The organism is Agromyces humatus (assembly GCF_021228295.1).
GTDB lineage: Bacteria > Actinomycetota > Actinomycetes > Actinomycetales > Microbacteriaceae > Agromyces > Agromyces humatus.
The window spans coordinates 207,828-220,274 of the sequence record NZ_JAJQPD010000006.1; the positions used below are offsets into that span (position 1 = coordinate 207,828).

Annotated in this window: 11 protein-coding genes and 1 tRNA gene; 8 read left to right on the forward strand and 4 right to left on the reverse strand. The window is 67.5% G+C overall.

All coding sequences use genetic code 11. The annotated features are described in order from the left end of the window. The first annotated feature begins 132 nt into the window (after positions 1-132). The 7 genes from LSF15_RS12040 to LSF15_RS12070 all read left to right on the forward strand — a co-directional run bounded on the left by LSF15_RS12040 (position 133) and on the right by LSF15_RS12070 (position 8,256). A complete protein-coding gene (locus LSF15_RS12040) occupies positions 133-882 on the forward strand; it encodes a DeoR/GlpR family DNA-binding transcription regulator (RefSeq protein WP_232498779.1) in 750 nt (249 codons plus the stop codon). Beyond that, positions 879-2,207 (forward strand): 6-phospho-beta-glucosidase, encoded by a 1,329-nt coding sequence (locus LSF15_RS12045; protein WP_232498780.1) that lies wholly within the window; start codon positions 879-881, stop codon positions 2,205-2,207. Before LSF15_RS12040 ends, LSF15_RS12045 begins: the two co-directional genes overlap by 4 nt. Before the next feature lie 104 nt (positions 2,208-2,311). After that, the gene (iolB, locus tag LSF15_RS12050) at positions 2,312-3,220 is read left to right on the forward strand and encodes a 5-deoxy-glucuronate isomerase (RefSeq protein ID WP_232498781.1); all 909 of its coding nucleotides are present in this window, start codon (positions 2,312-2,314) and stop codon (positions 3,218-3,220) included. Continuing rightward, the gene (gene iolD, locus LSF15_RS12055) at positions 3,220-5,148 is read left to right on the forward strand and encodes a 3D-(3,5/4)-trihydroxycyclohexane-1,2-dione acylhydrolase (decyclizing) (RefSeq protein WP_232498782.1); all 1,929 of its coding nucleotides are present in this window, start codon (positions 3,220-3,222) and stop codon (positions 5,146-5,148) included. The genes iolB and iolD overlap by 1 nt, the downstream gene beginning before the upstream one ends. Continuing rightward, entirely contained in the window at positions 5,145-6,062 is a 918-nt protein-coding gene (locus LSF15_RS12060; RefSeq protein WP_232498783.1) for a sugar phosphate isomerase/epimerase family protein, read from the forward strand. The genes iolD and LSF15_RS12060 overlap by 4 nt, the downstream gene beginning before the upstream one ends. A 22-nt stretch (positions 6,063-6,084) precedes the next feature. After that, positions 6,085-7,095: an inositol 2-dehydrogenase gene (iolG, locus tag LSF15_RS12065; RefSeq protein ID WP_232498784.1), complete on the forward strand. Its 1,011-nt coding sequence runs from the start codon at positions 6,085-6,087 to the stop codon at positions 7,093-7,095. Positions 7,096-7,173: 78 nt separating this feature from the next. Then, complete coding sequence (locus LSF15_RS12070; protein WP_232498785.1) at positions 7,174-8,256, forward strand: transaldolase family protein; 1,083 nt, start codon at positions 7,174-7,176, stop codon at positions 8,254-8,256. 197 nt (positions 8,257-8,453) lie between these two features. Here LSF15_RS12070 and LSF15_RS12075 read toward each other — a convergent pair whose 3' ends face one another. The 4 genes from LSF15_RS12075 to LSF15_RS12090 form a co-directional block, all read right to left on the reverse strand. Beyond that, positions 8,454-10,214 (reverse strand): alpha/beta fold hydrolase, encoded by a 1,761-nt coding sequence (locus LSF15_RS12075; protein WP_269756402.1) that lies wholly within the window; start codon positions 10,212-10,214, stop codon positions 8,454-8,456. A 33-nt stretch (positions 10,215-10,247) separates the two neighbouring features. Continuing rightward, complete coding sequence (locus LSF15_RS12080; protein ID WP_232498787.1) at positions 10,248-10,829, reverse strand: hypothetical protein; 582 nt, start codon at positions 10,827-10,829, stop codon at positions 10,248-10,250. Continuing rightward, positions 10,826-11,185, reverse strand: a complete 360-nt coding sequence (locus LSF15_RS12085) for a helix-turn-helix transcriptional regulator (protein ID WP_232498788.1) — start codon at positions 11,183-11,185, stop codon at positions 10,826-10,828. Before LSF15_RS12085 ends, LSF15_RS12080 begins: the two co-directional genes overlap by 4 nt. Positions 11,186-11,234: 49 nt before the next feature. After that, positions 11,235-11,311: transfer RNA gene (locus LSF15_RS12090), tRNA-Met, on the reverse strand. A gap of 151 nt (positions 11,312-11,462) precedes the next feature. On the opposite strand from LSF15_RS12090, the gene LSF15_RS12095 reads away from it, so the two are divergent. Then, positions 11,463-12,416, forward strand: coding sequence for a DUF1254 domain-containing protein (locus LSF15_RS12095; protein ID WP_232498789.1), 954 nt, complete (start codon positions 11,463-11,465; stop codon positions 12,414-12,416). Positions 12,417-12,447 lie beyond the last annotated feature (31 nt).

Consider the following 12,447-nt stretch of genomic DNA (forward strand, 5'->3'; position numbering starts at 1 on the left):
TCCATTGATTGCGATCGCCTGCGCGATCATCGATCGGCTTTGACTGAACATACTCTCGAATGGATGATCCTGCGTCAATTCATGCGCGAAATCGTCAATTCATGCTCGAAGTTGACTGCTAGCATCATGCATATGCTGACAGCAACGCGACAGGCGCACATCCTGAACTCCCTGCGCACCGACGGCGAAGTCACCGTCGAAGAACTCGCCGAGCAGTTCGGCGTCTCGCTCTCGACGATTCGCCGCGACCTCAACGCGCTGAGCGCCGAGGGCTTGCTGCGGCGCGTGCGCGGCGGCGGAAGCATCGAGCCCGACCAGATCCCGTTCACCGACGTCGAGCGGCAACACGCGCCTGAGAAGTCACGGGTAGCCGAGCGCGCCGCCGAGCTCGTCTCCGAGGGCGATGTTGTCATCATCGACATCGGCACGACCACCGCCCTGCTCGCGGCGCAGTTACGCGGCCGGCGCATCACCGTCATCACCGCGAGCCTCGCGGTCATTGACGAACTGCGCGACGACGACGTCGTGGAGCTCATCGTGCTCGGCGGGGCGGTGCGCAAGAACTACAACTCGATGATCGGCACGCTCACCGAGCAGGCGCTCGCGCAGATCCGCGCGACGACGTGCTTCCTCGGCACGAGCGGCATTCGCGCCGACGGCACCATCTCCGACACCACGGGCATGGAGGTGCCAATCAAGCGGGCGATGATCGAGTCATCCCAACGCACGGTCGTACTGGCCGACGCCTCGAAGTTCCCCGGCGTCGGGGTGCTGAGCGTGTGCGGCCCCGACCAGATCTCGGCGGTCGTGACGAACGACGACGCAGACGCATCTACGCTCGACCTGCTCCGCGAGGCGGGAGTCGAGGTGTTGGTCGCGTGAAGCTCACCATCATCGGCGGCGGCGGGTTCCGCGTGCCGCAGGTCTTCGAGGCGGTCGCCGCCGACGAGGCGCCCGTGCGCATCGACGAGCTCGCGCTCTACGACGTCTCGGCATCTCGGCTCGAGACCATCGGGGCGATCGTGTCGCGGCTTGCGCGCGGGCGTCGGCATGTGCCGGCGATCACGACGACGACCGACCTCGAGGAGGCACTGCGCGGCGCCGACTTCATCTTCAGCGCCGTGCGCATCGGCGGCACGCAGGGCCGCATCCTCGACGAGCGCACCGCGCTCGACCTCGGGGTGCTCGGCCAGGAGACGGTCGGCCCGGGCGGCCTGGCCTACGCGCTGCGGACTGTGCCGTTCATGATCCGGCTCGCCGAGACGATCCGCAGGGTCGCGCCCGAGGCCTGGGTGATCAACTTCACGAACCCTGCGGGCATCGTCACCGAGGCGATGCAGCGTGTGCTCGGTGACCGGGTCGTCGGCATCTGCGACACCCCGATCGGGCTCATGCGCCGCGCCGCCGCCGCGACGGGCAGCTCGGCCGATGCCATCGCGTTCGACTACGTCGGGCTCAACCACCTGGGTTGGTTGCGGTCGATCACGGCCGGCAGCGACGAACTGCTGCCGCGCCTGCTCGAATCGGATGCCTCACTCGAGGCGATCGAGGAGGCCAGGCTGATGGGCTTCGACTGGGTGCGCGCGATCGGTGCCCTGCCGAACGAGTACCTGTACTACTACTACTTCACGCGCGAGGCCACGGCACGAATCCGTGCGTCGGCCGCGACCCGTGGTGAGTTCATCGACCGCCAGCAGTCGGCGTTCTACAGTGCGCCCGGCGATGACCCGCTTGAGACGTGGCTGCGGGCGCGCCATGAGCGCGAGTCGAGCTACATGGCCGAGAGTCGCGACGATGACGAAGAGCGCCGCGAGTCGGATGTCGACGGCGGCGGATACCACCAAGTGGCGCTCGACCTCATGGCTGCGCTCGCGAGCGGGCGCTCGGCGACGATGATCCTCAACGTGCGCAACAACACGCTGGTTCCGCAGCTGCCCGACAACGCGGTCATCGAGGTGGGCTGCGTCGTCGACGCCGATGGCGTGCACCCGTGGTCGATCGCCCCGGTGTCGGGCGAGATGCTCGGGCTCATCACGCAGGTGAAATCGGCCGAGCGCCTTATCATCGGCGCCGTGCACGAGCGCTCGCGCGAGCTGGCCTGGCGCGGCTTCGCCGCGCACCCGCTGGTCGACTCGGTTGGGGTGGCGCATTCGCTCCTCGATCGCTACAGCCAGGCCTTCACCGAGATCGGCGCGCTCCTGCGATGAGGGAATCGAGTTTCGAACGCGCGCACCGCCCGGGGTTCGATGTCGCGGCATGCCATTGGTCCGCGGCATCCGTTCGACCGACGACATGACATGAAGGCGACCGCATGACGACCGACAAGCGCTGGTTTCATCGACGTGGCGACCTCGCCCGCGATGGATGGGAGAGCGTCGTCGATCGGGCGACCCCAGGGTGGCGGTACACCGGTATCCGCGTGGCGGAGCTCGCGCCGGGTGAGGCGCTCGCGCTCGACGGGACCGGCGTCGAGCGGATCGTGGTACCGCTGCGCGGCTCGTTCACGGTCTCGCACACTGAGGATGGGCGGCCCGCCACGACGCGGCTCGACGGCCGCGCCTCGGTGTTCGTGGGGCCTACTGACGCGCTGTACCTTTCATCGGCAGCGACAGGCGTGCTCGAGGGGGACGGCCGCGTCGCGGTCGCCACCGCGCCGACCGACGAGGTTCGGCCGAGCCGTTACATCCCGAAAGGCGACGTGCCGGTCGAGCAGCGCGGCGCCGGGGCGTCCAGCCGCCAGGTGCACAACTTCGGCACCCCGCCGACTCTGGATGCGGCACGACTGATCGTGTGCGAGGTGATCACGCCCGCCGAGAACTGGTCGTCGTACCCGCCGCACAAGCACGACGAACACATACCGGGCCACGAGTCATGTCTCGAGGAGATCTACTACTTCGAGGCCGAGCCAACTCGAGGCAGCACAGGCGGAACGTCCGCGGGCGCGTTCGGGCTCTTCAGCACGTATTCGTCGCCGGCCGGAGAGATCGAGATCGACGCGATGGTGCGCAGCGGCGATATCGCTCTCGTGCCACACGGCTACCACGGCCCTGCCGTCGCCGCACCGGGCTATGACCTCTACTACCTCAATGTGATGGCCGGGCCCGACCCCGAGCGGGAGTGGCTCATCAGCGACGATCCGGCCCATGCGTGGGTGCGCGATACCTGGAAGGGGCAGCGTGTGGATCCGCGGCTGCCGTACGGCAAGGAAGGTCTGCACTGATGGCGGCGACGAGAAGCATGACGGTCAGCCAGGCGCTCATCGAGTTCCTGGCGCATCAGTGGACCGTGGACGGCGAGATCCGTGAACGCACGATCCCGGGCGTGTTCGGCATCTTCGGCCACGGGAACGTCGCCGGCGTGGGTCAGGCGCTCAAGCAGCTCAACGTGGATCAGCCCGACCTCATGCCCTACCTTCAGGCGCGCAACGAGCAGGCCATGGTGCACCAGTCGGTCGGCTATGCGCGCATGCATCGGCGGCGCGGGACATTCGCGTCGACGGCATCCGTCGGGCCCGGCGCGACGAACATGCTCACTGGTGCGGCCCTCGCCACCACCAATCGCCTGCCCGTCCTCCTGCTGCCGAGCGACACGTTCGCCACGCGCGTGGCAGATCCGGTGCTTCAGCAGCTCGAGCAGCCGTGGGACATCGGACTGACGGTGAACGACGCATTCCGGCCGTTGTCGAAGTTCTTCGATCGGGTGCAGCGTCCCGAGCAGCTCTACTCGATTGCCCTCGGCGCGATGCGGGTGCTCACCGACCCTGCCGAGACTGGCGCGGTGACGATCGCGCTCCCCGAGGACGTGCAGGCCGAGACACTCGACGTGCCCGTCGCGTTCCTTCAGGACCGCGAATGGCACGTCCGTCGGCCGCTGCCCGAGCCTGCCGCACTCGCGCGGGCGGTCGCGGCGATCCGAAGTGCGAAGCGACCGTTCATCGTCGCCGGCGGTGGGGTGATCTACTCCGGCGCCGAGAATGCGCTTAAGACCCTTGTCGAGGCCACGGGCATCCCGGTCAGTACGACGCAGGCGGGCGGCGGTTCACTCGTATGGGACCATCCGCTGTACCTCGGCGCGGTCGGCGCGACCGGCACAACCGCGGCCAACCGGCTCGCCTCTGAGGCCGACGTCGTCATCGGCATCGGTACGCGGTACAGCGACTTCACGACCGCGTCCCGCGCCGCGTTCCAAGATCCGAATGTGTTGTTCGCCAACATCAACGTGGCAGCGTTCGACGCCTACAAGCATGGCACGCAGTTGCCCGTGATCGCGGACGCGAGGGAGACGCTCGTCGCACTGGCCGGGGAACTCGCCGGGCATCGAGTCGAGGGCCCCTACGCCGAGCGCATCGCGCGTGAGAAGGCCGAATGGGATGCCGCGGTCGACGCGGCGTTCGCGCCATCCGGTCGCGACCTGCCCGGCCAGCCCGAGATCATCGGCGCGGTGCATTCGGCGACAGCCCCTGAGGACGTCATCGTGCAGGCCGCCGGATCGCTCCCTGGCGACCTTCACAAGCTCTGGCGCGTGCGCGACCCGCTCGGGTACCACGTCGAATACGCGTACTCGTGCATGGGGTACGAGATCGCGGGTGGACTCGGCGTCAAACGCGGGCTCACCACGTTAGGTGACGACCGCGACGTGATCATCATGGTCGGCGACGGTTCCTACCTCATGCTGAACTCCGAACTCGTGACGGCAGTAGCCGAAGGGATCAAGGTCATCGTGATTCTCATCCAGAACCACGGCTTCGCCTCGATCGGCAACCTCTCAGAGACGGTCGGGTCGGAGCGGTTCGGTACCAATTACCGTCGGTACGACCCTGAGGCACGGAACTTCGAGGGCGACGAGGTCCTGCCCGTCGACCTCGCGATGAACGCACGCAGCTACGGCATCGACGTCGTCGAGATCTTGCCGGGGCCGGGGTCGATCGAGGCGCTGCGTTCGGCGGTCGTCGCCGCGAAAGCGTCCGACCGCGGCACGTTCATCCAGGTGCACAGCGACCCCCTTATCCACGCACCCGACGGCGAGGGATGGTGGGACGTCCCGGTGCCCGCGGTGTCGACGCTCGAATCGACGAGGCGGGCCCGCGCGGAGTACGAACGGCTCCGGCCGGCTCAGCGACCGCTCCTCGGGACGGAGGACGCACCATGAAGGCGACAGTGGCCGGCGCCCCCGTGAGCTTCGGGGTCTTCGAGCTGACGCCCGAGGGCGCCGAGACGGTCGCGCCCGACGACTTGCTCGCGATCCTCGTCGAAACTGGATACCGTGGGGTGGATCTCGGCCCCGTCGGCTACCTCGGCCGCGACGCCGCGCTTCGCCGCCGACTCGAGCGATTCGGGCTCGAGCTCGCCGGAGGCTGGGTGCAGCTGCCATTCTCCGACGACGAGGCGTTCGCCGCGGCGCTCCCGACACTCGACGAGGCCCTGCGCGCATTCGCCTCGGCGGCCGAGTCGGGGCCGACCCGGTTGCCGTGTCCGACGCTTGCCGACGATGGCTCAGCCGATCGTCGCGCGGCTCCCGGGCGTGGTGCTGAGGCCGACCCGCTCGACGCGGTCCGTTGGGATCGGCTCGTCGTGAACGCAGGGCGTGCCGCCGAAATCGTGCGCGCTGCCGGATTCGAGCCGACGTTCCACCATCATGCCGGGACGTTTGTGGAGTCGCAGGAGGAGATTGATCGCTTCCTCGCCGATGTCGACATCGACCTCACTCTCGACACAGGACACCTCTTCATCGCCGGCGGTGACCCGGTCGAGGCGGTGCGCCGATGGGGTGCGCGTATCAATCACCTGCACCTGAAGGACGTCGACCTTACAGAGCTGCGGCGTGTGCTCGCCGCGGGCGGCGGGATGCGCGAGGTCTGGCAGTCGGGCTCGTTCGTGACGTTCGGCAGCGGCGATATCGACCTGGCGGCGGTGATGGCTGGCATCGATGAGCACGAGTACGACGGCTGGATCGTCGTCGAGCAGGACGTGCTCAACGGTGACGACATCTCCCTCACCGCATTCGAGGCGGAGCGCGCAGAGGACCAGCGCCGGAACCGCGAGGCGCTCCGCCCTTGGGCGTGAGCCAGAAGGGAAGAGAGGGAACATGACTGCGCGCCCCATGCGCTTCGGACTCATCGGCACCGGCCGAATCGGGCAGGTCCACGCGGCAGGCATCGCCGCCGACCCAGACACTACCCTCGCGTGGGTGTGCGACCCCATCGTCGACGGCGCGCGTACCGTCGCCGCCCGATACGGCGGCACCGTCTCCGACACGGCCGAGGAGCTCATCGCCTCCGGCGAGGTTGACGCCGTGCTCGTGGCATCGCCGACACCGACGCACGTTGATCTCATCGAGCGGGCCGTCGACGCCGGCATCCCGGTGCTCTGCGAGAAGCCCATCGACCTCGACATCGCGCGGGTCGAAGCGCTCCGGCCCAAGATCGCGGCCTCGGGCGTCCCGGTGGCACTCGGGTTCAACCGCCGCTTCGACGCGGGATTTGCTAGCGCTCGCGCCCGCGTCGCGGCCGGCGAGATCGGCGAGCTCGAGCAACTCGCGATCATCAGCCGCGACCCCGCGCCGCCCCCTGCCTCGTACATCGGGGCGTCGGGCGGCATCTTCCGGGACATGACGATCCACGACTTCGACATGGCCCGCTTCTTTCTGCCCGACATCGTCGAGGTGTCGGCTGTGGGCACCGCCGCGTTCGACGTTGGAGCCCGCGAGCACGGAGACTTCGACACGGCGGTGGCCGTGCTTCGCGCGGCAACGGGCGCCATCGTCACCATCACGAACTCGCGACACAGTGCGGTCGGCTACGACCAGCGCATCGAGGCGTTCGGCGCCGGCGGGATGCTGCAGGTCGCCAACGCGCCGAGCAGCCTCGTGAGTCTCTCGACCGCAGAGGCGGTCGAGGCCAGACCGCCCTACCAGGAGTTCTTCGTCGAGCGGTACGCCGGTGCGTACCGTGCCGAACTGAGCGAGTTCGTGCGACTCGTGCGCGGCGAAACCTCGACAAGCCCGACGTTCGAGGACGGCCGGGCTGCGCTCATCCTCGCGGACGCCGCACAGCGATCCGCCACTGAGCACGTCGCCGTCCAGGTCGACCTCGACTGACGCGACGATCACTCCGACACATGCCCAACCAAACGATGGCCGGCTACGCGACCCGACCGAATCGACGAAAGGACTCCGATGTCCACACTCACTGATCGCACCAGGGGGCCACTGGAGCGCGCCGCCGTGACCGCGACCTCCCTCTGGAACGACTCCGCGGACCCCGACGAGCTCCGGCGCTCCATCAGCTTCGGCGCAGTTGGCGCGACCTGCAACCCTGTGATCGCCTACACGGTGATCAAACGGCATCCAGATGTCTGGGTGCCGCGCATCCGCGACCTCGCTGTCGAGCATCCGACCTGGGGTGAATCGCAGCTCGGCTGGGCCGCTGTCAAGGAACTCTCGATCGAGGCGGCCAGCCTGCTCGAGCCAGCGTTCGAGGCGAGCGGCGGGCGCGACGGCCGACTCTCGATCCAGACCGACCCCCGATTGCACCGAGACACCACGGCGCTCGTCGAACAAGCCGTCGAGTTCTCGCAACTCGCCGACAACATCATCGTCAAGCTCCCCGCGACCGCACCCGGCATCGCAGCAATGGAGGAGGCGGCGTACCTCGGCGTGAGCATCAACGCGACGCTGAGCTTCACGGTGCCGCAAGCACTCGCGGTGGGCGCAGCGCTCGAACGCGCCCTCGAGCGCCGAGCCGCGCAAGGCCTTCCCAACTGGGAGTTCGGCCACGTGGTTACGATCATGGGTGGCCGCCTGGACGACTGGCTGAAGCGGTGGACTGCCAACGAGGGCATCCTCACGACCCCGGGGGTACTCGACTGGGCCGGCGTCGCCGCCTTCAAGCGCGCCTACTCGATGTTCATCGAGCGCGGCTACCGGAGCCGGATGCTTTCTGCGGCGTTCCGCAGCCACCTTCAGTTCTCCGAATTCGTCGGCGGGGATCTGGTGATCTCGCCTCCCTTCGAGTGGCAGGAGCGCATCAACGCCAACGGGATCGTGGTCGACGGCCACCGGATCGACACTCCGGTTCCGGACCCGATCCTCGAGGAACTGAGCGGGCTCTCGGAGTTCCGGCGTGCGTACGACGCCGACGGCATGTCTCCGGATGAGTTCGAGCGCTTCGGCGCATCCCGCAACACGCTCCGGCAGTTTCTGGATGCGGACGCACAGCTCGACGCCCTCGTGCGTGACGTTGTCGTCCCGGCCGCGTGAGCTGTGCAGCCGACCGGCCGTCACGACGACCTGCGGCTGCTCGAGGAAATTAACAGGAGGGCAGCCATCTCCTCCAAGACGTCCGCAGGCGGATCCTTGGGTTCTAAGGATGGCGCCATCGATGTTGATGACACTCGCGCGCGGACGAGTTCGGTCGTGCCTGCATTTTCGGAAGGCGGCGAGTATGCCGCATCCATCTAGATCGTCCGGAGTACGGCCCAGATGGCGGACAGCGCGCCTCCCGCCAGCATGGTCGCGCGCGTGCGCCCGATCAGACCCATCAACGCGACGAATCCAACGCAAGCGCCGACGGCGAGCCCGCCGGCGACTGTCCAGGCGACCACGGGGTTACCGACGAACCTGCTCAGGAACCGGAAGAGGGGGTGCTCGGCCGCATTCCCGGGTGTGCCGGCGTCGCCCCGTACCAGGAACCCGGCGATCGACTCGATGTTCGGATTATCCGGCGGATCGACCCCAGTCGCCGTCGCCCCGAGCGTCTTCGTTGCTTCCTTCGGCGCCGGCGGCGGGATGAATGCCGCGCCGTGACCGCCTCGGATCAGCCCGCCGTCGCGCACGAGGTCGGGCGCGAACTCGAAGCCGTCGACGCCGGCGGTGCCTATGTCGCGACTGCCGAGACCGCGGAGCCACGAGCACAGGATGCCGACGGGGACGTCGGCAGTTGCACGATCGGTTCTCACACGCACCGACGACGTGTCCCGCCCCGCGAGCTGACCGCGGTCCACCACGTCGCCCCATGCGTAGTTGCGTGGCAGCACCGTCCCAGCGAGGTAGATGCGCTCGAAGTGCATCGCGGGGATGCGGTCGAGCGCGTGCGCCATCATGTACGTCCCGTTGCTGTGCCCCGCGAATCGGAAGCGGTCCGGCTCGGTCGACGCGTAGGCGTCGCCGTACAGTTTCAGGAACTCGTGAATCTTGCGCCGCCTCGTAAAGGGAAGCGCGAACTCGATCGCGCTGAAGTATCCGGTGTCGGGTCGCACAACCTGCACTTCGTTCTGGTCGCCCTCGGCCCGGCGGATCGCCGCCTCGAGGTCGCGGCCCCAGTCCTCATATGCGGACGCGCGGATCCCGTGCAGCACGAAGTAGGTCGGCGCGCTAGACAGGGGCGTAGGCGGCGAGGCCACCTCGTCGGCCCGGCCGAGGATCGCTCCGCGCAGCTGCTCCCACCGAAGGTCGGGGTCGGCGGCGATCGACAAGTCGATCAGGCCGAGGTGCGTCGCGCCGGGGATCTCGACGACGATGGTGTCGCCCATGTACCGCGTGTCTAGGATGTCCTCACGCTCGACAAGGTCGTCTCGGGTACCCAGTACCTGCACGACCGTCGGTGGGCGGGATGCATCACCCGCTTCAGCGTCGCGTGCGAGCCGACGGAAGGTCTCCAGCCACCTAAGGCGCAGGTTCGTAATCCAGTAGCCACCCACGACGACTTTCTCGATCGTGAAGTCCACGAACGGCGTCGTGAGGTACCAGGCGATCTTCCACGCCAAAGGCGTGTAGCGAGTATCGAGCCGGAAGCCAGCATTCGGGCTGCCGAGCAGCACGATCCGGTCGACCATTCGGGTCCATCGGCGGCCATTGAGGGACCGCGGATCGTTTGCGTCGAGCACGAACGCGGCGCGCGCGAGGACCCCGCCGAAGCTGTGTCCGATCAGAATGATCCGGGCGGGCGGTTCGACGCCCTCGGAGATCTCTCCGGCCCACCCGCGGATGTGCGCCGCGAGGTCGCGGACAATGCCGTCCAAGTCGGCTCGGCTCGTGGCCTTCTGCCCGTGATCGTAGACCTCCACACGCCAGCTATCGCCGAGGTCTCCCTTGAGGCGGCTGATCAATTGCGCGAATGACTGCGAGCCGCCCCCGCGCCGGTTTCCACGCTCACCCTGCGGCAGTCCGCGGACGAACACTACAAGCCCGCGGGCACCGTCGTCGTGCCACCCCGCCATCCCGTCCTCCCCATGGACAGTCGTGGCTGGAGCCTACTCCGTTGCCGAGCGGCGCGGTAACCCTGAGTCCTCGACGAACACGACGTCTTTAGACAGATCGGACGTGTGGGCTGTGCCATCCATGGAACCGGGTCGATCCCGTAACCGCGACGGTCGACTACTACCTGTCCTCGAACCCGTCATCACAATGAGCGATCCCGCCACGGTGACCTGCATCGGCGAGACAGTGTCGTCGATCTCGCACTTGCGGAGCGCCAGCGACTCTCCGATTCGATCGCTGGTACTACGGAGCATCACCTCGATGACGTCCTTCACCTGGTTCCCGCCGCGAGGTCGGAACGCTGCCAACACATCCTCCATCCACGCCTCGGCCAGTTCGGCGACGGTACTCTCGGGCGACAGTGCGACGCCGAACCCGGTCGCCGTGTTGCGCCGCTGGAGCTTGAGCCGCATGTTCTGCTTGGCCTGCTTCGCGGTTCCCGCCGAGGCGGTCACCTTGCGGATCATCCCGTCGCCGTCCCGATACCGCGCCTCCGCCCGGACCTTGCCGTGCCCGGTCCGGATGGTGCTGATGTCGCCGTGCGTCCCGATCTCCAGCCGGCCGCGACCGCTCATCGGGTGGCACCTTCGATGAGACCGGCGGCGTGGTCGTATGCCTCCATCCCTTCCACCCAGGCCTGTACTTCGGAGAGCCGAAAGCGCAGCTCGCGGCCGACCCGGAAGCCGCGCGGGCCGCGCTGGGCGTGCCGGAGGTCGTGGATGGTCTGCACCGGGACGCCGCGGTGGGCGGCGAGTTCGCTGGTCGTCAGCACCGGTTCCAGGCCGGGGAATGCGTGCGATGTCTCACTCACACCAGTGAGGTACGCCAGCGACTCCGAGCGATCGCGAGGGGGGTCGAGCCGCACCTGGCGCCGAGACGAGAAAATCCGGCGCAGCGTGACGCTGCGCCGGATTTGTGCCGAGTCAGTCATTCTTGGTTCCCTCTGTAGGGACCAGAAACCGAATCTGACCGGGACTTCTTGGTTGCGGGGGCAGGATTTGAACCTACGACCTCTGGGTTATGAGCCCAGCGAGCTACCGAACTGCTCCACCCCGCGGCACAAGAGATAACACTAGCATGCGGTTCAAACGCCGTCCAATCGGGCGCAGCCCGCAGGAGAGCGAGCGCGCCGCGGCTCGAGAACGGGTTGCGAAACGCCCGTGATTGCACCTCGGCGGATGATCGTCGCCGGGTGCGATGATCGAGTTGTGAGCATTCTCGTCAACACCGACAACTTCGCGTTCGCTGAGACCCACCGGATGATGCGTGACCTTCAGGGCAACGCAGGAGGCGTGAATCGATTCCTTCACAACCGTGAACCCGCGGCGATCGACGAGCAGACGGTCATACGCCTGAACAGGGATACGCTCTACAGCTTCGCGGTCGTCGACATCAGCGCTGGTGCGACGTTCACCATCCCCGAGCACGCCGGACGCTACCTGTCGGCGATGGTCGTCAATGAGCACCACTACGTCGACGCCATCTTCCATGATGCGGGCGAGCACCGCCTGTCGGTCGAGCAGTTCGGCACGCCTCACGTCGTGCTGGCGGTGCGCACCCTGGTGGATCCCGCGGATCCGGCCGACGTCGCCGACGTCGCGGCATTGCAGGATCAGATCCGACTCGACTGCGGCTCGTCGATTCCGTTTGAGATGCCCGACTATGACACGTCCAGCCTGGATGAGACCCGAGACGCCCTGCTCGCGCTCGCGCGCAATCTGAGCGACTTCGATCGCATGTTCGGCTCGAAGGGCGAAGTCGACCCCGTCCGTCACCTCATCGGCACCGCGGCCGGGTGGGGCGGACTGCCTTCGTCTGAGGCGAAGTACATCGGGGTCGACCCGCGCCTCCCGGTGGGGCAGTACGAATTGACCGTCGGGGAAGTTCCGGTCGATGGGTTCTGGTCGATCTCCGTGTACAACGCGGCCGGGTTCTTCGAACCGAACGAGCGCGGTGCGTACACGATCAACAACATCACCGGCACCCGCAACGATGACGGCACGATAACCGTCCGGTTCGGCAGCTATCCCGACGATGTTCCGAATGCGCTGCCGATCATGGAGGGATGGAACTACCTCGTCAGGCTCTATCGACCTCGCGCCGAGATCGCCGATGGCCGATGGGGTTTCCCGACCCTCACCCGTGAGCACTCGACGCGGTAGCCACCCAGTGGAGTGTGCGGCGAGGCAGAGC